Consider the following 24545-nt stretch of genomic DNA (forward strand, 5'->3'; position numbering starts at 1 on the left):
CTATGGGGAAACTGATCTGGCTGATGGGGCCGTCTGGCTCCGGTAAGGACAGTCTACTGGCAGAACTTCGCCAGCAGGAACCTGCGCAACTGCTGGTGGCGCACCGTTACATCACCCGCGCCGCCAACGCAGGGAATGAAAACCATATTGCCCTCAGCGAACCAGAGTTTTTTACCCGCGCCGGGCAGAACCTGCTGGCGCTGAGCTGGCACGCCAACGGCTTCTATTACGGCGTCGGCGTAGAGATTGACCTCTGGCTGCACGCCGGTTTTGATGTGGTGGTCAACGGCTCGCGCGCGCATCTGCCCCTGGCGCAGGCCCGTTACGGCGCTTCTTTACTTCCCATTTGCTTACAGGTTTCCCCGGCCATTTTACGCCAGCGCCTGCAGGCACGTGGACGGGAGAGCGAAACGGAAATCGCTGCCCGCCTTGAACGCGCGGCACGCTACACGCCGTATGACTGCCACGTCCTGAACAATGATGGAAGTTTGCTACAGTCTGTCGATACACTGCTCACACTGATGGGACGCAAGGAGAAGAAACATGTCTGTCTGTGAATTACGCCGCGCCACGCTATACGATACCGATGCGGTTTACGCGCTTATCTGTGAGTTGAAACAGGGCCAATTCGACCTGCAGGCCTTTAGCGCCGGCTACGCCGCAAATCTGCAAGATCCCAATATGCACTACCAGCTGGCGCTGCTCGACGGACAGGTCGTCGGCTTGATCGGTCTGCACCTGCAGTTTCATCTGCACCACGCCAACTGGATTGGCGAGATCCAGGAACTGGTGGTGATGCCACAGGCACGAGGACTAAAAGTGGGTAGTCAGTTACTGACCTGGGCCGAAGCCACCGCGCGCGAAGCGGGCGCAGAAATAACCGAGCTTTCTACCAGTACCCAACGCCTTGACGCGCACCGCTTTTACCAGCGCGAAGGCTATACCATGAGCCATTTTCGCTTCACCAAACCGTTGTAGGGGGGAGCCATGAGTCTGACCATTACGCTGACGGGAACCGGCGGCGCGCAACTGGTGCCGGCATTTGGATGTGACTGTGCGGCCTGCCAACGAGCACGCTTACAGGCGCAATACCGTCGACGCCCTTGTAGCGGGGTGGTCAAATTTAACAATGCGCTGACGCTGCTGGACGCGGGGATCCCGCATCTGATGGACGACTGGCCAGCAGGCAGCTTCCAGCAGTTTCTGCTCACCCACTACCATATGGATCACGTGCAGGGGCTGTTTCCGCTGCGCTGGGGCGTGGGGGCGACTATCCCGGTGTACGGTCCGCCGGATGAACAGGGATGCGACGATCTGTTTAAGCACCCTGGCATCCTCGATTTTAGCCATACCGTCGCGCCATTCGTGGTGTTTAACCTGCAAGGGTTGCAGGTGACGCCACTCCCGCTCAACCACTCAAAGCTGACGTTTGGCTATCTGCTGGAGACCGCGCACAGCCGCGTGGCGTGGCTCTCCGATACCGCCGGACTTCCCGACAAGACGCTGAAGTTTCTCCACAATAACCAGCCTCAGGTGATTATCATCGACTGCAGCCACGCCCCGCGCGCACAACCGCCGCGTAATCACAGCGATGTAAATACCGTTATCGCCTTGAACGCGGTTATCCGCTGCCCACGGGTGATCCTGACGCATATCAGTCATCAGTTTGATTTGTGGATGATGGAGAATCCGCTACCGACAGGGCTCGAAGCCGGGTATGACGGAATGGAAATTGTGCTGAGGTAGGTTTACATCGCACTTAAAGGCTTGTTAACAGGTCTCTGCCCCCTATAACCTTGCCAGCGAAAGATTGCGCTAACGATCGTAATCTTCTTCCATTCTGCGCTCTTCGTCTTCTAACTGACGCCGTTCCTGATCGAGCTGGCGCTGGCGGTCATCCAGTTGGCGGCGTCGGTCTTCAAACTGGCGGCGGCGATTATCATACTGCCTGCGACGATCGTCACTCATCTGTCGCTGCCAGCTTTCATCACGAGAGTCGTCATAATCCCGCCCGCTGTCCGGTTTGTAGGCGTCGTTAATTGCCTGCTGAATATTGCCGATGGCGTCATCGATAATATCCGCCTGCGCCGATACGGTGGTCATCATCAGCAGAGTGAAAAGTAAGAATGTCGCGGAGCGTTGCATAAAACCAGCCTCATCAAGAAACTCGCCCCACGGTAATCAAAACGTATTTGCGCGGGTAGCGGAGGAATCTCAATTACGCGAATGCCGCAGCGCCTGCGCCAGTTCTCCCCGAGTGAAGGGCTTACGCAATAACGCCACATCTGGCAGCGCCGGATTATGCGCCGGACGTAAATCCTGGCCGCTAATCAGCAGGATGTTCAGTTGTGGATAATGTGCCAGCGCATGATTAATCACATCCACACCGCTTAAACCGCCGGGCAGCATTAAGTCGCTGATAAAAATATCAATCTCGGATGAAGCCGCCAGCATATGCATAGCCTGTTCGCCGTTGGCGGCCTCTAACGTCAGGTAGCCCAGCAGGTGTAATTGCTCACATAACGTCTGGCGCACATCGGCTTCATCTTCGAGAACCAGCACCAGTTTTTCACCGCGAGTCGGGGTGTGCTGTGCGATTGTCTCCACCGGTGTCTGCACCGGCACAACCGCGCGAGGAAGCTGCAATCTGACCGTCGTTCCCTGCCCAGGGGCGCTTTCAATCTCCACGCGGCCACCGGACTGGCGCACAAAACCGTAGACCATAGACAGCCCCAGCCCGCTGCCGCTGCCGGTCTGTTTGGTGGTGAAAAACGGCTCGAAGACCTGAGCTTTCACCTCCTGCGACATCCCGCTTCCCTGGTCGGCAACTTCCAGCATCACCATATCCTGCTTACGCCCATCGCTGCGCGTGACCCGCTGATTCCAGGTACGGATTTTAATCGTGCCCGCCTGCCCGTCCATGGCGTCACGGGCATTCATCACCAGATTGATAATGGCGTTCTCCAGTTGGCTGACATCAATCCACGCGGGCCAGGCGGGAGACTGGGCTTCAATCTCCAGCGTCAACGTAGCCGGAAGAGAGTGGCGCATCAGTTCGCCCAAATTTTCCAGCAGCGTTTTCAGCTCCACCGCATGGGGATGCAACGACTGTTTGCGCGAAAAGGCCAGCAGCCGCTGGGTAAGGAGCGCCCCGCGCTCGGCGGCTTTTAGCGCCCGATTGACCCGTGGCGCATCGGGGGAGTCTGGGTTCACCAGATCCAGGCTGCCAATAATGACTGCCAGCAGGTTATTGAAATCGTGCGCTAATCCGCCTGTCAGTTGCCCTACCGCCTTCAGTTTCTGACTGTGCAACAGCGCTTCCTCCAGCCCCTGGCGCTCGGTGCGGTCGATTTCCATCTGGCTGGTTTTTTCTTTTAGCAGTCGGGTGGTGTGCTCCAGCGATGCCGTATTACGGGCGAAGACGCTAAAGGCGCGGGCCAGCTCGCCCAGCTCATCGCGCCGCTGCAGGGCAGGGACGCTAACGTCCGATTCACCGTGCGCCAGCCGGGTCATCGCCCGCGAAATGGCCGTCAGGTTAGAGCCGAGGTTACGGTAGATATACCAGCCGGCAAAACCGGTGATCACCACCGCCAACAGCGCAAACACCAAAATAAACAACGCGCCGGATTGCAGTTCCTGATGGCTTTGCGCCACCCGCTGTTCGGAGATCAGCGCCACCTGCGAAGCATACCGGTTGATATCGCTGTTGAGGATCGCCACCAGCGCTTTGATATGAAACATATACCAGTTGATCGCCAAATCGCTCTGCTCAAGCGCAGAAGAGAGCGGCTCCAGCTTATGCAACTCCTGGTTGAAGTCGGTGAGGATGTTGGTAATCAGCGGATTGCTATTTTGCACAGGCAGCGCGGGCATCACGCCGTCCAGTTGTTTCACCACCGAACGCGGCGTGGGTGTTTCAATGGCGGCAACAATTAAGCGGTCTATCTGCCCCAGCAGCACGTCATCCTGCGCGCCGGTCAGCTTTTGCAGATGACGTAAATAACTTTGATTCTGATACAGCGAACTGAGCAGGGCGTTACGTTCCAGATGTCGCCGTTGCCCGCGCTGCAGCATACCTTCCACGCTGCTTTGTAGCTCCTGGCTGCGCTGGATAATACGCTCGACCAGCGCCGGCTCCTGCTGCGCCAACGGCGCGGTGGCCAACTGTTCCAGCGAATGCTTCAGCGCCCGTTGCGTCTCCTGCAGCCGCTCCGCTTCACCTTTGTATTCCAGCGCGCCGACCACCTGCGACAGCCGCACCGCCGCCGTCGCCACGTTCGCCGTATCCCGGGCCAGGTTCATGCTGCCGGTCATGTCGTCAACGGTTTGCTGCTGCACCTGTTCCTGGATTTGACTGGCATGCTGAAACCCCAGCACCGCCACACCGCTTACCATCAGCGTGACCGTCACCACCAGCAGATTGAAGAACAGCAATCGTCCGCGCGCACTGGCGAAAAAGTGACGTCCTGGTTGCGGCATATCACGCTCCGTGAAGAAAAATCGCAATATGACAAATATGAACGGCTTCTGACATTTTGCATTTACATTCCTGTGATGGACTGCTGATATCGGCCACCCCACAGGAGATCCGCTATGAGCAGGACACCGGTTCTGGAGATGCGCAACATTGCCAAAGCGTTTGGTAAATTTTATGCGCTGAAAGGGGTCGATTTAACGGTCTGGCCGGGTGAGATTCATGCCCTGATGGGTGAGAACGGCGCGGGGAAAAGCACCCTGATGAAGATCCTTGCGGGCGCGTATACGGCCACCAGCGGTGAGATCCTGATCGACGGTCAGCCGTTTCACATTCGCGGGCCAAAAGACGCGCTCAGCGCAGGCATCACGCTGATTTACCAGGAGATGCAGCTCGCGCCGAACCTGACGGTGGCGGAAAATATCTTTCTTGGCAGCGAGCTGTCGCGCGGCGGTCTGGTCCAGCGTAAAGAGATGGTGATGCAGTCGCAAAAAGTCATCGACCGACTCGGCGCCCAGTTTAAGGCCAGCGATCGCGTGATGACGTTGACCATCGCCGAACAGCAGCAGGTGGAAATCGCCCGCGCCCTGCACCGTAACAGCCGCATTCTGGTGATGGATGAACCCACTGCCGCCCTCTCCTCACGTGAAACCCACCGCTTGTTTGAACTGATCATGCGCCTGCGCGATGAGGGGATGGCGATTATCTACATTAGCCACCGCATGGCGGAGGTGTATGAACTCTCGGACCGCGTCAGCGTCCTGCGCGACGGGCAATATGTAGGCAGCCTGACCCGCGACAAACTCAACGCCTCTGAGCTGGTGCGCATGATGGTGGGCCGACCGTTAAGCGATTTGTTCAACAAAGAGCGCGATATTCCCTTAGGTAAAGCGCGCCTCAACGTCCACCACCTGACCGACGGCCATAAAGTCCAGCCGTGCAGTTTGCTGGTGCGCTCCGGGGAGATCGTCGGCCTTGCCGGGTTAGTCGGCGCCGGGCGTTCTGAACTGGCTCAACTGATTTTTGGCGTACGTAAAGCCATCGGCGGCATGATTGAAGTAGACGGTGAACCGGTGGTGATCCACTCCCCTCGCGAGGCGATTGACCACGGCATTGGCTTTCTGACGGAAAACCGCAAAGAGCAGGGATTGTTTTTAGAGCTGGCGGCAGCAGAGAACATCACCATGGCGACGCTGGAACGTGACGCCAACTGGGGCATGCTCGATCGCAAAAAGGCGCAGGCTATTTCCGATGACGCCATCCAATTGCTCAACATCCGCGTTCCGCACGCCCAGGTACGCGCGGGCGGGCTGTCCGGCGGTAATCAGCAAAAGCTGCTGATTTCTCGCTGGGTCGCGATCGGCCCACGCATTTTGATCCTCGATGAACCCACTCGCGGCGTGGACGTTGGCGCCAAAAGCGAGATATACCGGATCATGAACGACATGGCGCGCAAAGGCGTGGCGATCCTGATGATCTCCAGCGAATTGCCGGAAGTTGTCGGTATGAGCGATCGCGTGTACGTCATGCGGGAAGGCAGCATTGCCGGTGAGCTGAACGGGCAAAGTATTACCCAGGAAAATATTATGACGCTGGCAACCGGCGTGAACGACTCCCATCATCAGGCGGTGTCCCATGAATAATCCAACCACTCCCCAGCAGGTGGCGAAATCCGCCTCCGCGAAAAAATTGCTGATGAGCGATCTGATGCAAACGGTCGGCATCTTGCCGATTCTCATCCTGATAGTGGCGGTATTTGGCTTTATCGCGCCAAACTTTTTTACCGAAAGCAACCTGTTGAATATAACCCGCCAGGCGTCGATCAACATCGTGCTGGCGGCAGGCATGACCTTCATTATTTTGACCGGCGGGATCGACCTCTCGGTTGGCTCGATTCTCGGCACCACCGCCGTCGCGGCTATGGTCGTTTCGCTGATCCCTGAATTTGCCATGCTGTCGATTCCGGCGGCGCTGATGCTCGGTCTGGTGCTGGGGTTGTTTAACGGCGCGCTGGTTGCTTTTGCCGGACTGCCACCGTTTATCGTCACGCTTGGAACGTATACGGCGCTGCGCGGCGCGGCCTATCTGCTGGCCGACGGCACGACGGTGATCAATTCCAATATCAGCTTTGAGTGGATCGGTAACAACTATCTTGGTCCGGTTCCGTGGCTAGTGGTCATTGCGCTGGCGGTGGTGGTGATGTGCTGGTTCATTCTTAGGCGCACCACACTCGGCGTTCATATTTATGCGGTCGGCGGCAATATGCAGGCCGCTCGTTTAACCGGTATCAAAGTGTGGCTGGTGCTGCTGTTCGTCTACGGCATGAGCGGTGTGCTCTCAGGTCTTGGCGGGGTGATGAGCGCCTCGCGGCTATACAGCGCCAACGGCAACTTAGGCATGGGTTACGAGCTGGACGCCATCGCGGCGGTGATCCTCGGCGGTACCAGCTTTGTTGGGGGGATCGGTACCATCACCGGCACGCTAGTAGGGGCGTTGATTATCGCCACGCTCAATAACGGCATGACGCTGATGGGCGTCTCCTATTTCTGGCAACTGGTGATCAAAGGGGCGGTGATCATCATAGCGGTACTGATCGACAAATACCGTACCCGACACCATCAAAGTGCATAACAACAACATCTTACTTCGAGGAATACAGCATGAGATTGAAGCCCTTAGTCACCGCGCTCTGTGCTGGCGCACTGCTTGTTGCAGCTCCGTTTGTGCAGGCAAAAGAACTGAAATCGATCGGCGTTACGGTGGGCGATCTGGCCAACCCGTTCTTCGTGCAGATCACCAAAGGCGCGGAGCTGGAAGCACGCAAACTGGCGGGTGATAGCGTTAAAGTGACGCTGGTTTCCAGCGGCTACGATCTGGGACAACAGGTGTCGCAAATCGACAACTTTATTGCCGCCAAGGTCGACATGATTATCCTTAACGCCGCCGACTCCAAAGGCATCGGCCCAGCGGTAAAACGCGCGAAAGACGCAGGGATTGTAGTGGTTGCCGTTGACGTAGCGGCGGAAGGCGCAGATGCGACCATTACCTCCGATAACACCCAGGCGGGTGAAATGGCCTGTAAATACATTACCGACCGTCTGAAAGGGAAAGGCAACGTCGTCATTATCAACGGGCCGCCGGTTTCCGCCGTCCAGAACCGCGTGGAAGGCTGCCAGACCGAGTTTAAACGTCACCCGGATATCAAAGTGCTGTCGTATAACCAAAACGCCAAAGGCAGTCGCGAAGGCGGACTAGAGATCATGACCGCGCTGCTGGCGGCGAATCCGAAGATCGACGGCGTATTCGCCATTAACGATCCTACGGCGATCGGTGCCGATCTGGCAGCAAAACAGGCACAACGTAGCGAATTCTTTATTGTCGGCGTAGACGGATCGCCAGACGCTGAAGAAGCGTTGAAGCGGGAAAACTCACTATTTGTGGCGACGCCTGCACAAGATCCGCAGGTGATGGCTGCCAAAGCGGTCGAAATCGGCTATGACATATTGCAGGGGAAACCCGCCCCGAAAGAGCCCGTACTGATCCCGGTGACGATGATCGATAAAAACAACGTCGGCAGCTATAAGGGTTGGACGGTGAAATAACCCGCCACAACAACGCCGGATGGCGGCAAAAATGCCTTATCTGACCTACAAGATCGGTATGATTTTGTAGGCCGGATAAGCGCAGCGCCATCCGGCATGATATTAAGGAGGATTCTGCCGATGAAACGTTCCGCTATCAACGAGATACTGGGCCACACGCGCCAGTTTTTCTCTCTGCACGACGTGCATCTCCCCCCTTTTGCCAGTTTCCCGCCGACCCAATGGCGCAAGCTTGATCCCGCCGCCTGGAGAGAAGTTTTCGACCTTAAGCTCGGTTGGGATGTCACCGCGTTTGGCGGCAACAATTTCGCCGCGCAAGGGTTAACGCTGTTTACCCTGCGTAATGGCTCGCCGAAAGAAATGCCTTACGAGAAATGCTACGCCGAGAAAATCATGCATGTTCGCGATGCGCAGGTCACGCCGATGCATTTTCACTGGCGTAAACGCGAAGACATTATCAATCGCGGCGGCGGTAATTTAATTGTGGAACTGTGGAATGCGGGGATCCGAGAACAAACGGAGGACAGCGACGTGAGCGTGGTGATTGACGGCTGTCGGCAAACCCATGCGGCAGGCAGTCAACTGCGCCTGACGCCGGGTGAAAGCATCTGCCTGCCACCGGGCCTGTATCACAGCTTCTGGGCGGAAGAAGGTTTTGGCGACGTGCTGGTCGGCGAGGTTTCTTCTGTTAATGACGACGACCACGATAACCACTTTCTGCAACCGATCGCCCGCTATAACGACATTGAAGAAGACGAACCGGCGCAGCTGGTGCTGTGTAATGAGTATCGCCTGTTCCGCTAACCAAGGAGCGCATTATGCCGTTGATATCTCTCGCCGATGGCCTTGCCCATGCCCGCGAGCACCGCTATGCCTTAGGGGCGTTTAACGTTCTGGACTCACACTTCCTGCGCGCGCTGTTTGCCGCGGCAAAGCAGGAACGTTCGCCGTTTATCATCAACATCGCCGAGGTGCATTTTAAATATATCTCGTTGGATTCTCTGGTCGAAGCGGTCAAGTTCGAAGCCGCGCGGCATGACATTCCGGTAGTGCTGAACCTTGACCACGGCCTGCACTTTGAGTCGGTGGTTAGGGCACTGCGCTTAGGTTTCAGTTCAGTGATGTTTGATGGCTCCACGCTGGAGTATGAAGAAAATATTCGTCAAACCCGCGAAGTGGTGAAGATGTGTCACGCCGTCGGCGTATCGGTGGAAGCCGAACTGGGCGCGGTGGGAGGCGATGAGGGCGGCGCGTTGTATGGTCATGCCGACGAGTCGCTATTTACCGACCCGATGATGGCGCGTGATTTCGTCGACAGAACCGGGATTGACGCACTGGCGGTCGCCATTGGTAATGCACACGGCAAATATAAAGGCGAACCGGTGCTCGACTTTCCGCGTCTGGACGCCCTTCGCCAGCAGGCGGCGATCCCGCTGGTACTGCACGGCGGTTCCGGCATCAGCAACGACGATTTCAAGCGCGCAATTGAACTCGGCATTCACAAAATTAATTTCTATACCGGCATGTCGCAGGCGGCGCTGTCGGCAGTAGAGACAAGAATAGCGAATCGTCAGCCCCTGTACGACGAATTTGCCGAACTGCTGCTCGCCATTGAAGAGGCCATTACCGATACCGTTTCAGAACAGATGCGTATTTTTGGCAGCGCGGGACGGGTCTGATGGAACGCAGAGGCGTTATCGCCGCAGGCAACATGCTGGTCGATCATGTGCATCAAATTGTGCAGTGGCCGGAACGCGGCTGGCTGGCGGAAATCATCCGTAGCGAACGCGCCACGGGCGGTGCGCCGCTGAACGTACTGCTGACGCTGGCGAAAATGCACACCGGACTGCCGCTGCAGGCGGTGGGGTTAATCGGTCAGGATAGCGACGGCGACTACATCATGGCGATGCTGGAGCAGTATCATGTTAATCGCCAACATGTGCAGCGCACGACTTTCGCCCCCACGTCGATGTCACAGGTGATGACCGATCCCAGCGGTCAGCGCACCTTTTTCCACTCGCCCGGCGCCAACCGGCTGCTGGATCTGCCCGCTTTTGAGCAACTGGATACCTCGATGAAAATCTTCCATCTTGGCTATCTGCTGCTGCTCGACAGTCTGGACATGCCGGATGAGGAGTACGGCACGCGTAGCGCACGGCTGCTGGCGCAAATGCGCGACAACGGCTTTGAAACATCACTGGATCTGGTTTCACGCAAGGGCGACCCGCGCTATCAGCCGTTAGTGATGCCAGCTCTGCGCCATCTCGACTATCTGGTAATTAACGAGCTGGAAGCCGGGGAATTCAGCGGGCTGGAGATCCGCCAGCCCAACGGGGAGCTGCATATTGCGCACATCGCCACCGCTGCGCGCGAACTGTTGAATGCGGGCGTACGCCAGCGGGTGGTTATCCACTGTCCGGAAGGCGCCTGGGGTGAAGCGCCGGATCTGCCGGGCGTCTGGATCCCGTCACAGTATCTGGCGCCGGAGGAGATCGTTGGCAGCGTCGGGGCGGGAGATGCGTTTTGCGCCGGATTTTTGTATGGCTGTCATGAACGCTGGTCGCTGACGGACAGCGTCAGGCTGGCACACGCCTGCGCACGGGCCAGTTTGCTGTGCGCCAACGCGATAGACGGCGCGAAAACGTTGGCAGAGTTAAAAGCCGATATAGCATCCTTGTAAGCCGGATAAGACGTTTACGCCGCCTTATCATGATGCTGAACGTCGGCGGCAAACACATAGCCCAGCCCGCGCAGGGTTTTGATCAGCATCGGCTGATGCGGGTTGTGCTCTATTTTTCGCCGTAACCGCATGATTAGCACGTCAATGGTGCGGTCAAACACCTCAACGCTGTCGCTGCGCGTCAGTTCCAGCAACTGTTCTCGGCTAAGTACCCGGCGGGCGTTTTGGGCCAGCGCCAGCAGCAGGCTGTATTCCCCCTGCGTCAACTCCACCTTCAGTTGCTGAGGATTATGTAACTGGCAACCGGCGGTATCGAGATGCCAACCGTTAAAAGAAAGTCCCGTGGTTTGCGGGCTGCCACTTTCTGCCGTTAACACGCCGACGCGTCTGAGTACCGCCTTTACCCGCGCCACCAGCACCCGCGCATTGAACGGTTTACCGATGTAGTCGTCAGCGCCCATTTCCAACCCGACAACCACATCCGACTCGCTGCCAAGCCCGGTCAGCATCACCACCGGTAATCCGGGTCTGATCTTTTGCACCTGCTGCAGCACCATCAGACCGTTAATATCAGGCAACATCATGTCCAGCAATACCAGAGCGATTTCCGGCTGAGTCTCAATGCAGCGCAGCGCCTCCTGCCCGGTGTGACATGCGGTCACTGCAAAGACATGTTCGCTCAGCACATCCTGTAAAAGCGTGCAGACAGCGATGTCATCATCCACAACCAGTATGGCTGGCTTCATTGTTTTTCCCCATTTATGGCCAACTTAAATGAGTGTGATTGATTCTGCACAGAGTGACAGCGATAAGGCACAAGGATGTGTGGGAAACATAACCTCGGTCACACTGCCGGGCCGTCACGTATTGGAGATTCGTCACGTCAAATATGACGACAGCCTGTTTTTCGTCAGGGTTTTGCGCAAAATTCGCCCGTAATATCGACTAATGCCCCTGATAAAAACATGGCATAAAAGATGCATAACTCAAGCGACAAGCGCGTATGCGTGATTTGATTAACTGGAGCGAGACCGATGAAAAAAGTCGTCACGGTTTGCCCATATTGCGCATCAGGTTGCAAAATCAACCTGGTGGTCGATAACGGCAAAATCGTCCGGGCTGAAGCGGCGCAGGGGAAAACCAACCAGGGTACCTTGTGTCTGAAGGGCTACTATGGCTGGGATTTTATCAATGATACCCAGATCCTGACCCCTCGTCTGAAAACCCCAATGATCCGTCGCCAGCGTGGCGGCAAACTGGAATCCGTTTCCTGGGATGAAGCGCTTGATTACGTCGCCACTCGTCTGAGCGCCATCAAAGCGAAGTATGGCCCGGACGCTATTCAGACGACCGGTTCATCTCGCGGTACGGGTAACGAAACCAACTATGTAATGCAAAAATTCGCGCGCGCCGTTATTGGTACCAATAACGTTGACTGCTGCGCTCGCGTCTGACACGGCCCTTCGGTTGCAGGTCTGCACCAATCGGTCGGTAACGGCGCAATGAGTAATGCTATCAATGAAATTGATAACACAGATTTAGTGTTCATCTTCGGGTACAACCCGGCGGATTCCCACCCGATCGTGGCGAATCACGTGATTAACGCTAAACGTAACGGGGCGAAAATTATCGTCTGCGATCCGCGCAAAATTGAAACCGCGCGTATTGCCGATATGCACATCGCGTTGAAAAACGGCTCGAACATCGCGCTGCTCAACGCCATGGGTCATGTCATCATCGAAGAAAAACTGTACGACCAGGCGTTCGTCGCCTCCCGTACAGAAGGATTCGAAGAGTACAGCAAGATTGTCGAAGGCTACACGCCGGAGTCCGTCGAAGATGTCACTGGCGTTAGCGCACAGGATATTCGTCAGGCTGCTCGTATGTACGCCACGGCAAAAAGCGCGGCCATCCTGTGGGGCATGGGTGTTACCCAGTTCTATCAGGGTGTGGAAACCGTGCGTTCACTGACCAGCCTCGCAATGCTGACCGGCAACCTCGGTAAGCCAAGCGTGGGCGTTAACCCGGTTCGTGGCCAGAACAACGTTCAGGGCGCATGCGACATGGGCGCGCTACCGGATACCTATCCGGGCTATCAGTATGTGAAAGATCCGGCTAACCGCGAGAAGTTCGCTAAAGCCTGGGGCGTGGAAAGTCTGCCTGCACATACCGGCTATCGCATCAGTGAACTGCCGCACCGTGCGGCGCATGGCGAAGTCCGCGCGGCGTACATTATGGGTGAAGATCCATTACAGACTGATGCTGAACTCTCCGCAGTGCGCAAAGGCTTTGAGGATCTGGAACTGGTCATCGTGCAGGATATCTTCATGACCAAAACTGCCGCTGCCGCAGACGTTATTTTACCGTCTACGTCATGGGGCGAGCATGAAGGCGTCTTCTCCGCGGCTGACCGTGGCTTCCAGCGCTTCTTTAAAGCCGTTGAGCCGAAGTGGGATCTGAAAACGGACTGGCAGATTATCAGTGAAATCGCCACCCGTATGGGCTACCCGATGCACTACAACAACACCCAGGAAATCTGGGATGAGTTGCGTCATCTGTGCCCGGATTTCTACGGTGCCACTTACGAGAAAATGGGCGAACTGGGCTATATCCAGTGGCCTTGCCGCGACACCTCAGAAACCGACCAGGGTACGTCTTATCTCTTCAAAGAGAAGTTCGATACCCCGAACGGTCTGGCGCAGTTCTTTACCTGCGACTGGGTAGCGCCAATCGACAAACTCACTGAGGAGTACCCGATGGTGCTGTCCACGGTGCGTGAAGTCGGCCACTACTCTTGCCGTTCGATGACCGGTAACTGTGCGGCGCTGGCCGCGCTGGCGGATGAGCCGGGCTATGCCCAGATCAACACCGCCGACGCAGAACGCCTGGGCATCCAGGATGAAGAGCTGGTGTGGGTTAACTCGCGTAAAGGCCGGGTCATTACCCGTGCAGCAGTCAGCGATCGTCCAAACAAAGGCGCGATTTACATGACCTACCAGTGGTGGATTGGCGCATGTAATGAGCTGGTAACCGAGAACTTAAGCCCGATTACCAAAACGCCGGAGTACAAGTACTGTGCCGTTAACGTTGAACGCATTGCCGATCAGCGCGCTGCCGAGCAGTATGTCATTGATGAGTACACCAAGCTGAAAGCCAGCCTGCGCGAAAGCGCGATGGGTTAGTCCGTTTACGTAACTGTTCTGCAACAGCCTCCGCCCGGAGGCTGTTTTTTTATCCATACGATCTCTTTATACTGTTCATTCCGTACCCTAAATAAAACTCAAAATGAAACAACTCATTGCATTGATGTTCTTTATGACATTCTTTGCCCATGCCAGTGATACTGAGCCAGGAAGCCAGTATTTGCAGGCCGCTGAGGCAGGGGATCGTCGCGCACAGTACTTTCTTGCCGATACCTGGTTCAGTTCGGGCGATTTGAGCAAAGCCGAGTATTGGGCGCAAAAAGCCGCCGACAACGGCGATGCCGACGCCTGTGCGCTACTGGCGCAAATCAAAATTACGAATCCGGTCAGTCTGGATTACCCCCAGGCTAAAACGCTGGCGGAAAAAGCAGCCAAAGCAGGCAGTAAAGCGGGAGAACTTACCCTGGCGCGGATTCTGGTCAACACCCAGGCTGGACGTACCGATTACCCTAAAGCCATTACCTTGCTGCAAAACGCCTCCGAAGACCTGGAAAATGACTCCGCCGTCGACGCGCAAATGCTGCTCGGCCTGATTTACGCCAACGGTGTGGGCATTCCCGCTGACGATGAGAAAGCGACGTGGTATTTCAAACGAAGCTCAGCCATTTCACGCACCGGTTATTCCGAATACTGGGCAGGGATGATGTTCTTAAACGGTGAACAGGGTTTTATCGTGAAGAATAAACAGAAGGCGCTGCACTGGCTGAATCTGAGCTGTATGGAAGGATTCGATACCGGCTGCGAAGAATTTGATAAGTTAACAAACGGGTAATGATTTGCATTGCCGGATGGCGCTACGCTTATCCGGCAAGCTGTCATGAATTACTGATTAGCGGTCTTATCAAATCTACCCAGCACGTCGCGCTCATAGGCCAGCGCTTTCTTGCGGTCAAATTTGTGTTCCCACTTGGCGATAACCAGTACCGCCAGCGCATTACCCACCACGTTCAGCGCGGTACGCGCCATGTCGAGGATACGGTCAACACCGGCGATAAACGCCAGGCCTTCCAGTGGGATCCCCACGCTGCCCAGCGTAGCCAGCAGCACCACGAATGATACGCCCGGCACACCCGCAATCCCTTTTGAGGTCACCATCAGCGTCAGCACCAGCACGATTTCCTGCCACAGCGACAGGTCGATACCATACAGCTGCGCGATAAAGATAGCGGCGATACTCTGGTACAGAGTTGAACCATCAAGGTTGAATGAGTAGCCGGTCGGCACCACAAAGCTGGTGATTGAAGCTGGCGCGCCATAGGCTTCCATCTTCTCAATAATACGCGGCAGTACGCTCTCGGAGCTGGCGGTAGAGTAGGCCAGAATCAGCTCGTCTTTCAGAATGCGGATCAGGATCCAGATGCTCAGACCGCAGATGCGCGCCACGATCCCCAGCACCACCAGCGCGAAGAACAGAATGGCGAAATGCACCAACAGCACCAGCTTCGCCAGCGGCCACAAGGAGGCAAAACCGAAGTTCGCGACGGTAACGGCAATCAGCGCGAAAACGCCGACTGGCGCGTAGCGCATAACCATGTGAGTGACTTTAAACATGGTTTCGGAAATAGAGCGAAATACGGTAACCAACGGCTCGCGGTGAGTTGCCGGCAGGGAAGACAGACCTAAACCGAACAGCACCGAGAAGAAGATAATCGGCAGCATATCGCCTTTTGCCATCGATGCGACGATGTTGGTTGGCACCAGTGACAAAATTGTCCCCATCAGGCCATGCGCGTGGCTCTGTACTTCTGCGGTCGTGCTTTGATATTTCGAAATATCCACGGTCGCCAGTTGCGACATATCCACCCCGGTGCCTGGCTGGAACACATTCGCCAGCGTGATACCCAGGATAATCGCCACGGTGGTGATCACTTCGAAATAGAGAATAGTTTTGGCGCCAATACGGCCCAGCTGTTTTGCATCACCGACCCCGGCGATACCGACAACCAGCGTAGAGATAACAATGGGCACCACAATCATTTTGATCAGATGGATAAAGATATCGCCCGCCGGTGACAGCAGGTTTACAACCAGCCATTCACGGCTGTCACTATGGTAATGCAGGTAACTCCCCAGCAGAATGCCCAGCACCATAGCGATCAGAATCTGCCATGCCAGGCTGACTTTCAAATTTTTCATAACAACGGACTTCCTCGATGGAGCGCTATTCCACATGCGGTGTGTGGTAATAGTACATACTGAAAGGGTATGAATTGTGTTGCGTTCGTTTATGGAGTTTTTTAACGCTTATTATCATTATCATTTGCGTACTGTCTCGCGCAACCCTCCAGGAACAGAGCCTTCAGCTGAATTTATGCATAAAAATGCAATTTTATCGGGGTATTGATGAATAACTTTTTGTTATAAAAGAATTTTAATATGTTCAAAAATGAAGAAGTCATGGCGTGAGTTTTTTTGCTCATTTGTTCGTTCGCCTGTTTTTTAAACAGGCCAAATGATACAAATCACAAAAGAAACAAATTTATTTTTGCCGATTCTGCAACAGCTTCGCCATATTAATAGAGTCAATGAGCTGTGCCCGGTTCACCCTCGGCGAGTTTAAATCCATAACTTTTTGCCACACTGAAATGGCCTGGGCGTAGTCTGCCTGCATAAACGCATCTGAGGCTAACAGCATCAGCGCAGTGACCTCTGTCGGGTCCAGCGCCAGAGCCTTATCAATCATCTCGCGAGTGGGCGGTGTCATATGCTGCCCGGCCTGGTAATACAATACCGTTGCCAGCGCTGAATAGATCTCAGCATTTTCACCCCCTACACGTAGCGCCTGCTCGTAGGCCAGCAGCGCATTATGATACGCGTTTTGCCAAAGATAGTACTCACCAAGTTGCGCCCATTTCACACCGTCCTGTGGATTAGCACGAATTTGCGATTGCAGCAAAAGCAGCTGTTTTTCCTGAACATTTTCATCGGTGAACGCATGTAATGGGTCCGCCAGCCGCGTCTGTTCCTGACGCACCGCCTGCCATTTGGGTGTCAACAGGTAACCTCCGATGCAGGCCACAACCATCAGCACCGTCGCAGCGGTCAGCCACTTCACGGGGAGTGGGCGTAACGGCGCAGGGGAATGGGTGGACTGGCTCATTGCACATCCTCCTCTACGCGCTGACGCCTTCTCACCCGCCAGACCACCACGCCCACCAGCAATAACAACAGGCACGGCAACGCCCACAGCAGCAGCGTTTGCTCATTCAACGGCGGGTTGTAGCGCACAAAATCACCGTAGCGATCGGTCATCCACGTCGTTATCTCGGCTTCACTTTTCCCTTCCGCCACCATGCTATAAACCTGGTGGCGCATACTGACCGCTACCGGCGCATTGGATTCCAGCAAGTTTTGGTTTTGACACTGTGGACAGCGCAGTTGGCTGGCAATAGACAACGCTTTTTCCTGTTGTTGCGGGTTGGCAAAAGTCCATGTGTCCACAACCTGGGCATGTGTCGCGAAGGCGATGAAAAACAAAATGATAGCTAACAGTAAACATGTTCTGCCGGATGGCGCTGCGCTTATCCGACCTACCGTTTTCACACCCCGTTCGCCGCCATCTGGCAACGCGTTGATTAGTTTATGCATCGCGCTTTCTCCCTCGCCATCCGCTCAGCAGCGCACCAAAGACCATTAACAGTCCCCCGCCCCAAATCCAGCGCACGCCGGTCTGTACGTACAAGCGCATGGCATAACGGTCCGGTCCGGTTTTTTCGCCGATTACCGCATACCAGTCATGTATCAGATTCCAGCGGATCCCCGGCTCCATCATCTGTTGACGGCGCGCGGCATAGAAGCGTCTTTCAGGCTGCAGGCTGCCAATGCGTTTCTCATTTTGCCACAGCGTGATCTGCGCTTTTTCACTGGTGTAGTTACCTTTTGCTTCCAGGTCGAGACGCTCAAAACGAAAAATATAGCCCGCCAGTTCCACCTGCTGCCCGGGGCTGAGATTCAGGCTTATCTCCTGACGACTACCGCTGGAAAAGACGATCCCAGCCGCAAACACCAGCACCCCGGCATGCGCCAGCAGTGCCGGAAGCTGGCAACGCACAGACACTTTGCGGCTTCTGATTGTCGCCAACACGATAACCAGCAGCATCAGCAGGCCAAAGGGCAGCGTAGCACGGTTAAAGTACGGTGCGCCCACGGAGAGCCGCCCCCAGCCGAACAACCCGTAAATCATCGGGTAAAGGGTGCCAATCAGCACAATCAGCAGCACCGCGCAAAAAAGTAATAGCGCGACCAGAATCAGCATCTCGCGCGACCAGCCGCCAAAACGCGCATTCTGGCGGACTTGCTGTCCCCGCCAGGCGTAAAGCCCGAGCGATGCCAGGCTCAATACGGTAAACAGCGCAAACAGCGGCGTGGCGCGGACGTTATCCAGCGCAAAAGCGTGCACGGAAACGAGAATGCCGGAACGCACAATCAGCGTCCCCAGCAGCGATAAAATCAGCGTGACGATCGCCAGCAGCAGCGACCAGTGGCGGAAGATCCCACGTTGGCGCGTGATGAACAGACTATGCAGCAGCGCACTGGCGGATAGCCAGGGTAATAAGGAGGCATTTTCTACCGGGTCCCAGAACCACCAGCCGCCCCAGCCCAGCTCGCAGTAGGCCCACCAGGAGCCGAGGATAATCCCCAGCGTCAGCGCACACCAGCCAGGCAGCGCCCAGCGCCAGCACACCCCGGCGCTCTGCGCATTAAAGTCACCGCGCAGCAGCGAGGCCAGCGCCACACCTGCCGCCACCATCAAGCCACCGTAACCCAGGTACAGCAGCGGCGGATGGAGGATTAACCCGAGATGTTGCAGCATCGGGTTAAGGTCGCGCCCTTCAATGGCTGGCGGGAAGATACGCACGAACGGATCGGACCATACCACCACAAACAGCAGCAGCAGGGCCGTTATCAGTGCGAGGACGCTGAGCGTTAACGGAAACAGCAGGTCGGAATCACGCCGATAGCGCAAGGCGAACAGCGCGCTCCAGCCGGAAAGAAACAGCACCCACAGCAGCAGCGATCCTTCATGCCCACCCCACACCGCCGCCAGTTTTAATCCCCACGGCAGCAGGCTGTAGCTATGCTGAGCAACGTAGACCACCGAAAAGTCGCTGGTCAGAAAGCAGAATATCAGAATGGCAAAGGCCAGCAGCAGCAGCGAAAATTGCGTCCACATGCCCACGCTTGCCAGGCGCATTACGCCTTGCCAGCGCTGGCGGACACCCACCAACACGGCAAGCGGGGTCAACACGTTGACCCCGAGGCTTAACAACAGTGCCAGAAAACCGGCTTCAGGAAGGAGAACGTCCAGATATCACCTTACGCAACGGTTAGCTGACCCGCATAGAGAATAAAAAAGCGCAGCAGCAGTACGCCGGTCAGGCTGGCGCCGCACACTGCCAGCACGCCATGAAACGTCGAACTGCGGTTGGCCCAAGGTTTTAGCAGCATCGGCAGTATCAGCCCAAGCCCGGCCACGCCCAGCCAGAACCACCAGGTCCAGAATCCGCCGCCCAGTGCCGCCGCCAGCGCGCGCATTTTGCCGTCATCGCCCAGCGCCAGACCGACGAAAAACGCCGCCAGCAGGAAGATCTCCAGCCATACCACCGGGACTTCCATGCGATGCACAAAGTGCGCTTCGGTACTGTGCGGATTGCTACGATGACGTAACGCCATGGCGATCAGCGCCACCGCCGCGCCGGAGGAGATCCCGGAGAACAGAAACAGCACCGGCAGGATCGGGTTATTCAGGAACGGGTAGGATTTCAGCGCCGACAGCAGAAAACCGGTGTACGCCCCGAGCAGGACCGCCAGCACCAGCATTAACGTCTCCAGCGCGCGATGAAACGGCGCAATCAACGTCAGCATTTTCTGTACGATCCCTAATCGCGGCAGCCAGCTCTGTTGCAGAGCAATCACCTCTTTTTCAAAGATTTTTGCCAGCCACAGCACCAGCACCACCATGTACAACTGGAACAACATGACTCCCATCGACATCACCGAAGTGAAGCTGTAGTGGAACATCAGTTTCCAGAAGGTCCATGGACGCGTCAGGTGGAACACCAGAATCAGCAGACCGAAGATAATCGCCCCCGGCCCTAACACCAGCGTAGTGCGTAGCAGCGTGCTGTCAGAACCGCCCGCCTCCGGATGGAAACGACGCAGCAGAATCGCCAGCGTGACCAGTCCGGCGGAGATGCCAATCAGGAACAGATAGATGGCAATGGGCCAGTCCCACACCAGTGATTCAAAATGAAATGCAGAAGCGGATGTCATTGGCTCACCTCCCCAAATTTAAAGGGAACGCGGTAGACCTTCGGTTTTGTGCCCAACGCCAGCTTGTAACGGTAGGTGGTTTTCTGCAGCAACAAGCGGGAGATATCGCTGTTGGGATCGTCCAGATTACCAAACGTCAGCGCCTTCGTCGGACACGACTCAACGCAGGCGGGCTGCTTGCCCGCTTTCAGATTGGTTTTCCGACAGAAATCGCATTTATCCGCCGTTTTGCTAACCGGATGGATAAAGCGCACGCGATAAGGACACGCGGCGATACAGTACTGGCAGCCAACGCAAAGGTCCGGGTTCACATCCACAATACCGCTGGCGGCATCGCGATACGATGCCCCCGTCGGGCAGACGTCAACGCAGGGGGCATGGTCGCAATGCTGGCACGAATGACGGAAAAAGCGATACTTCACATCAGGAAACGTCCCCTGCGGCTCGCTGCGAATAATCGTCAGACGCGATACCCCTTCCGGCACGTTGTTTACTTCCCGACAAGCATCCATGCAAGCCGTACAGCCGATGCATAGTGACTCATCATGTACCATACCGTAACGTACGCCGTTGATGTTCAGCGTCTTCGCCACAACGCGTCCCGCCGTCCCGCTCACTGCCACCAGCGCGCCGACGCGGGTGATAAACTGGCGACGAGAGCAACTCATGGATGCTCCTTAAGCAACGGAACCGACGCCGGGTTAAAGTTCGGATTGTTACGCTGATCGCTGTGGCAATCGACGCAAATCTTGATCCGTCCTTTATCACTTAGCGTCTGCATCGTGTCTTGCTTCGGATGCAGTGAGTGACAGCTGGCACACGCCACTTTGGTTACGTGAACATCGTGTGGCCAGAACGCCTTTTGTAGCTGCTCAGGCAGGTGGCAGGACATACAGACGCTGTTCTGCTGTTCAACGTTGTACATCGGCTCATTAAAGCGCATCACATCCTTCACCCCTTCACGGTGGTTCGGTGACGGCTGGCCGTGACAGTTGGTGCAGGTGACCGGCAGTTTATTATTCGGGTTGATGACTTCTGCATGCTTACCATGCATGCCTTCGGTATCTGGCTTGTGACAATCCAGACAGGCGGCATCCGGATTACGCTGTTGGGTAACCGTCCAGCGTTGATCCGACTCCTGCGGCGTTGGCGTGGCAGTGATTCCACTCAGGCTCCAGAACAAGCCTGACGCCAGCACCCCAGCAGTTAATAACGAACGTAATACGCTCATATTCACTCCGTTGAGTTATCCGCCCCTGACGGGGCGAAATGGGGTTATTGGCTTAACAGACCGTTTTTACGCGCCTGATCTTCCCACTGCGGAATCACCGTTTTGATGAAGTCCTGCTTCTCAGCATTGATTTGCTGCATGTTCAGACCAATCGCCGCCTGGGCTTTCTCTTTGGTAGAGATATCCGGTAACGGGATTTCATGGGTGATGCCTTTAGTCGCCAGCAGACGGACCAGTTTGGTACGCGCATCGGCGGCTTTATCCATGGCGCTACCCAGCATCCGCAGACCCTCTTCCGGAGCGTGCATGTGAATACCGTGTGAGGCGATAGACAGGTCCCAGCGCCATTGTGCGTGACGGATATCTTCCAGAATCGGCTTCATTTCCGCTTCAGTCGCACCCGCATCCCATGCAGCTTTCGCTTCGAAGTGCGCATGAACCAGCTGATCTTCGACCTTGATTTTCAGGTCATGAATAGCCTGTTTACGCTCGGCGACCACTTTTTGCAGGGACGCTTTATCCTGGGTGTGGCAGTTCGCACAGGTCTGAGCAAAGTTATCGAACGGGTTACCAATTTTATGGTCGGTGTAGATCTTGCCTTCCGCGTTTTGCACTTTCGGCATGTGACAGTCGATACAGGTCACGTTGTTCTTGCCGTGAATGCCCGCGCTCCAGGTTTCATATTCCGGGTGCTGCGCTTTCAGCATCGGCGTTTTCGACAGGGAGTTGGTCCAGTCAGAGAAGGCGATGGTGTCGTAGTATTTCTCCATGTTCTCGACTTTCATGCCCTCGTCCCACGGGAACTTAACGGCTTTGTTTTTACCGTCGAAGTAGTATTCCACGTGGCACTGACCGCAGACCATGGATTGCTGATCAAAGCGACCGGCTTTCTCAAACGGTTTGCCGATTGCTTCCATCGCGCGTTCTGCATAAGGACGCGACAGCGTCAGCTCTGGCTTGCCTTTGGCGAAGTCTGGTGACGCAGTGTTATGGCAATCTGCACAGCCGAGATTGTTAACAATTTCCGGACCGCCGCGCGCCCATTTACCATGGAAGTAGCCATCTTCACCGTCTTTCTGGATCAGACGTGCTACGTCCGGGCTTTTACAGCTCCAGCAGGCCATCGGCAGCGGGCCGTCTTCAGCCGTTTTTGGTGCGCCGGTACGTAAGGTTTCACGTACATCGGTCACGGCATAAGCGTGTCCACGCGGTTTGTTGTAATCGCGCGAGAATGGATATCCCGCCCACAGGATCACCAGACGCGGATCTTCTGCCAGCGCATCTTCACGGGCTGATTGCTCAGACGTGGCTTTCCAGGAGAGATATTGATCGGGATGCTGAGGAGCGAAGGTTTCATTCTTCGCTTCAACGGTGACGGTTTTTGCGGGTACAGGAGTTTGTTCAGCGTGAACAGCAGAAATAAATAATAAAGGTAATAACAGGCTGAAGAAACGGCGTACGCGTGATTTTATCCTTGCCATAGGGGTCTCATCCAGATGACGCCATTATCTGCAATGGCGGTTCTTTTATTGTTTTCCATAACAGCAACCACACGAATACTATCTGTAATGGCTCAATAGTAATGTCCGCCTGTGGCTCAATTCAGATGTCCGCGCTATGGTAAGCTTCACTGGTCCGTTTAAACTACCGGGAGGCATATCATGAGCGCAGAAAGCTCAGGAGTGTTTACTTTGAAAGAGATCAACCGGATCAAGATTATACAGGACGTCATTGAACGTCGCATCACAACGCGCCGTGCGGCCGAGCACCTCGGTATCAGCGACAGGCAATGCCGCAGACTTCTTGCCCGTTACCGTGAAGGCGGACCGCTTGGTATGGCCAGCAGACGATGTGGCATGCGTGGTAACCGCCAGTTGCCACCCGGGCTCGCAGATCAGGCTCTGGAACTGATCAAGACGCGTTATGCTGATTTCGGTCCGACTCTGGCGCGTGAAAAGCTCGAAGAACTCCACGGACTGTTTCTTGGCAAAGAAACTGTCCGGCGCATCATGGTGCGGGCTGGCTTATGGGTTCCCCGTAAACAACGTGCCGCAAGGATCCCTCAACCACGGTACCGGCGTCCGTGTACTGGTGAGCTGATACAAATAGATGGCTGTGATCACGACTGGTTTGAAGGCCGTGGCCCGGCCTGCACCGCGCTGGTCTATGTTGATGATGCAACCAGCAAACTGATGGAACTGTTGTTTGTTAAATCGGAGTCCACGTTTTCTTACTTCGAAGCCACGCGGCGCTATATCGATAAGCATGGTAAACCGCTGGCACTGTACAGCGATAAAGCCGGTGTTTTTCGTGTTAACAATAAACACGCCACAGGCGGAGACGGGCATACTCAGTTTGGGCGAGCCATGCATGAACTGAACATCCAGACTATCTGTGCAGAAACCAGTCCCGCCAAAGGGCGTGTAGAACGAGCTCACCTCACTTTACAGGATCGTCTGGTCAAAGAGCTGCGGTTACAGGGCATTTGTTCAATGGAGGCTGCAAATGACTTCGCTGAGGCCTATATGGCTGACTATAACCGCCGTTTTGGCAAAGTACCGCGACATGATTTTGACGTACACCGTGCTGTAGAACATGATGAGGACCTGGGGCTTATTTTCACTGTTCGTGAAAAACGTAAAGTCTCAAAATCGTTGACGATACAATATGATAAAATGTTGTACCTGATTGAAGACAGCGAACTGAGTCGCCGTGCAATAGGTAAATATATCGATGTGTATCACTATCCTGATGGCAGAAAAGAGCTGCGCCTGAACGGTACGCTACTTCCCTACTCTACCTACGACCGACTGTCAGAAATCGACCAGGGCGCGATTGTCGATAACAAGCGTCTTGGCCGAACCCTGGAGTTTATCAGTCTGGTGCAGAGCAAGCGGGATAACACGCGCTCTCAGTCAATTCCCGCTGGAGATGGCCCTTCCCGACGACGGCCAAAGCAGGAAGGGAAGAAATCCCAGCGCTCACTGGATAATGATGACATGCTCGAAGCACTCAAACAGCTTCAGTCACGTTCAGAGGACATTTTTGGTAAAAGAGCCCGCTGATGGTACTCACTGGCCGG

General features: G+C 55.5%; 21 protein-coding genes and 1 pseudogene. 12 read left to right on the plus strand and 10 right to left on the minus strand.

Annotated elements, in window-relative coordinates; genetic code table 11:
- The first annotated feature begins 2 nt into the window (after window positions 1-2).
- The 3 genes from phnN to phnP are packed head-to-tail and all read left to right on the plus strand — an operon-like array spanning window position 3 to window position 1746.
- The gene (gene phnN / locus HV350_RS22465) at window positions 3-557 is read left to right on the plus strand and encodes a ribose 1,5-bisphosphokinase (RefSeq protein ID WP_181629352.1); all 555 of its coding nucleotides are present in this window, start codon (window positions 3-5) and stop codon (window positions 555-557) included.
- Window positions 544-978 carry an aminoalkylphosphonate N-acetyltransferase gene (phnO, locus tag HV350_RS22470; RefSeq protein ID WP_016155472.1) on the plus strand — a complete coding sequence of 145 codons (435 nt, stop codon included), beginning with the start codon at window positions 544-546 and terminating at the stop codon, window positions 976-978. The genes phnN and phnO overlap by 14 nt, the downstream gene beginning before the upstream one ends.
- A 9-nt stretch (window positions 979-987) precedes the next feature.
- Window positions 988-1746: a phosphonate metabolism protein PhnP gene (phnP, locus tag HV350_RS22475; protein ID WP_181629354.1), complete on the plus strand. Its 759-nt coding sequence runs from the start codon at window positions 988-990 to the stop codon at window positions 1744-1746.
- A gap of 69 nt (window positions 1747-1815) precedes the next feature.
- Here phnP and yjdP read toward each other — a convergent pair whose 3' ends face one another.
- Both yjdP and HV350_RS22485 read right to left on the minus strand, forming a co-directional pair.
- Entirely contained in the window at window positions 1816-2145 is a 330-nt protein-coding gene (gene yjdP, locus HV350_RS22480) for a DDRRRQL repeat protein YjdP (protein ID WP_016155470.1), read from the minus strand.
- 69 nt (window positions 2146-2214) lie between these two features.
- On the minus strand, window positions 2215-4479 hold the full coding sequence (locus HV350_RS22485) for a hybrid sensor histidine kinase/response regulator (protein ID WP_103767214.1): 2265 nt from the start codon (window positions 4477-4479) through the stop codon (window positions 2215-2217).
- 114 nt (window positions 4480-4593) lie between these two features.
- Between HV350_RS22485 and HV350_RS22490 the strand changes: the two genes are divergently transcribed.
- The 6 genes from HV350_RS22490 (at window position 4594) to HV350_RS22515 (ending at window position 10756) form a co-directional block, all read left to right on the plus strand.
- Window positions 4594-6117: a sugar ABC transporter ATP-binding protein gene (locus HV350_RS22490; RefSeq protein WP_016155468.1), complete on the plus strand. Its 1524-nt coding sequence runs from the start codon at window positions 4594-4596 to the stop codon at window positions 6115-6117.
- On the plus strand, window positions 6110-7105 hold the full coding sequence (locus tag HV350_RS22495; protein ID WP_016155386.1) for a hypothetical protein: 996 nt from the start codon (window positions 6110-6112) through the stop codon (window positions 7103-7105). The genes HV350_RS22490 and HV350_RS22495 overlap by 8 nt, the downstream gene beginning before the upstream one ends.
- A 29-nt stretch (window positions 7106-7134) precedes the next feature.
- Window positions 7135-8076 carry an ABC transporter substrate-binding protein gene (locus HV350_RS22500; protein ID WP_047499594.1) on the plus strand — a complete coding sequence of 314 codons (942 nt, stop codon included), beginning with the start codon at window positions 7135-7137 and terminating at the stop codon, window positions 8074-8076.
- Window positions 8077-8196: 120 nt separating this feature from the next.
- On the plus strand, window positions 8197-8880 hold the full coding sequence (locus tag HV350_RS22505; protein ID WP_181629355.1) for a D-lyxose/D-mannose family sugar isomerase: 684 nt from the start codon (window positions 8197-8199) through the stop codon (window positions 8878-8880).
- A 14-nt stretch (window positions 8881-8894) separates the two neighbouring features.
- Window positions 8895-9755: a ketose 1,6-bisphosphate aldolase gene (locus HV350_RS22510; RefSeq protein ID WP_016155383.1), complete on the plus strand. Its 861-nt coding sequence runs from the start codon at window positions 8895-8897 to the stop codon at window positions 9753-9755.
- On the plus strand, window positions 9752-10756 hold the full coding sequence (locus tag HV350_RS22515; RefSeq protein WP_087121875.1) for a carbohydrate kinase family protein: 1005 nt from the start codon (window positions 9752-9754) through the stop codon (window positions 10754-10756). Before HV350_RS22510 ends, HV350_RS22515 begins: the two co-directional genes overlap by 4 nt.
- 14 nt (window positions 10757-10770) lie before the next feature.
- Here HV350_RS22515 and HV350_RS22520 read toward each other — a convergent pair whose 3' ends face one another.
- Window positions 10771-11502, minus strand: coding sequence for a response regulator transcription factor (locus HV350_RS22520; RefSeq protein WP_016155381.1), 732 nt, complete (start codon window positions 11500-11502; stop codon window positions 10771-10773).
- Between the two features lie 288 nt (window positions 11503-11790).
- Here HV350_RS22520 and fdhF point away from each other — a divergent pair, with 288 nt between their 5' ends.
- Together fdhF and yjcO are read left to right on the plus strand one after the other, a co-directional pair.
- Window positions 11791-13938 (plus strand): formate dehydrogenase subunit alpha, encoded by a 2148-nt coding sequence (gene fdhF, locus HV350_RS22525; protein ID WP_131347404.1) that lies wholly within the window; start codon window positions 11791-11793, stop codon window positions 13936-13938.
- Between the two features lie 103 nt (window positions 13939-14041).
- The gene (yjcO, locus tag HV350_RS22530) at window positions 14042-14731 is read left to right on the plus strand and encodes a Sel1 family TPR-like repeat protein YjcO (protein ID WP_016155379.1); all 690 of its coding nucleotides are present in this window, start codon (window positions 14042-14044) and stop codon (window positions 14729-14731) included.
- A 50-nt stretch (window positions 14732-14781) separates the two neighbouring features.
- On the opposite strand, the gene gltP is transcribed toward yjcO, so the two are convergent.
- The 7 genes and pseudogenes from gltP to nrfA all read right to left on the minus strand — a co-directional run bounded on the left by gltP (window position 14782) and on the right by nrfA (window position 22944).
- Window positions 14782-16095 carry a glutamate/aspartate:proton symporter GltP gene (gltP, locus tag HV350_RS22535; protein ID WP_016155456.1) on the minus strand — a complete coding sequence of 438 codons (1314 nt, stop codon included), beginning with the start codon at window positions 16093-16095 and terminating at the stop codon, window positions 14782-14784.
- Window positions 16096-16438: 343 nt separating this feature from the next.
- The gene (nrfG, locus tag HV350_RS22540) at window positions 16439-17059 is read right to left on the minus strand and encodes a heme lyase NrfEFG subunit NrfG (protein ID WP_047357723.1); all 621 of its coding nucleotides are present in this window, start codon (window positions 17057-17059) and stop codon (window positions 16439-16441) included.
- Window positions 17056-19267: pseudogene (gene nrfF, locus HV350_RS22550) on the minus strand (heme lyase NrfEFG subunit NrfF). Before nrfF ends, nrfG begins: the two are co-directional and overlap by 4 nt.
- Window positions 19268-19275: 8 nt before the next feature.
- Window positions 19276-20232: a cytochrome c nitrite reductase subunit NrfD gene (gene nrfD, locus HV350_RS22555; protein ID WP_053389708.1), complete on the minus strand. Its 957-nt coding sequence runs from the start codon at window positions 20230-20232 to the stop codon at window positions 19276-19278.
- Window positions 20229-20900: a cytochrome c nitrite reductase Fe-S protein gene (gene nrfC, locus HV350_RS22560; RefSeq protein WP_016155373.1), complete on the minus strand. Its 672-nt coding sequence runs from the start codon at window positions 20898-20900 to the stop codon at window positions 20229-20231. The genes nrfD and nrfC overlap by 4 nt, the downstream gene beginning before the upstream one ends.
- A complete protein-coding gene (nrfB, locus tag HV350_RS22565) occupies window positions 20897-21463 on the minus strand; it encodes a cytochrome c nitrite reductase pentaheme subunit (RefSeq protein ID WP_005132587.1) in 567 nt (188 codons plus the stop codon). The genes nrfC and nrfB overlap by 4 nt, the downstream gene beginning before the upstream one ends.
- A 44-nt stretch (window positions 21464-21507) precedes the next feature.
- Window positions 21508-22944 (minus strand): ammonia-forming nitrite reductase cytochrome c552 subunit, encoded by a 1437-nt coding sequence (nrfA, locus tag HV350_RS22570; protein ID WP_016155372.1) that lies wholly within the window; start codon window positions 22942-22944, stop codon window positions 21508-21510.
- Window positions 22945-23124: 180 nt separating this feature from the next.
- Between nrfA and HV350_RS22575 the strand changes: the two genes are divergently transcribed.
- The gene (locus HV350_RS22575; RefSeq protein WP_001567368.1) at window positions 23125-24528 is read left to right on the plus strand and encodes an ISNCY-like element ISKpn21 family transposase; all 1404 of its coding nucleotides are present in this window, start codon (window positions 23125-23127) and stop codon (window positions 24526-24528) included.
- Window positions 24529-24545 lie beyond the last annotated feature (17 nt).

Source organism: Citrobacter sp. RHBSTW-01013 (genome assembly GCF_013781985.1).
GTDB lineage: Bacteria > Pseudomonadota > Gammaproteobacteria > Enterobacterales > Enterobacteriaceae > Citrobacter > Citrobacter braakii.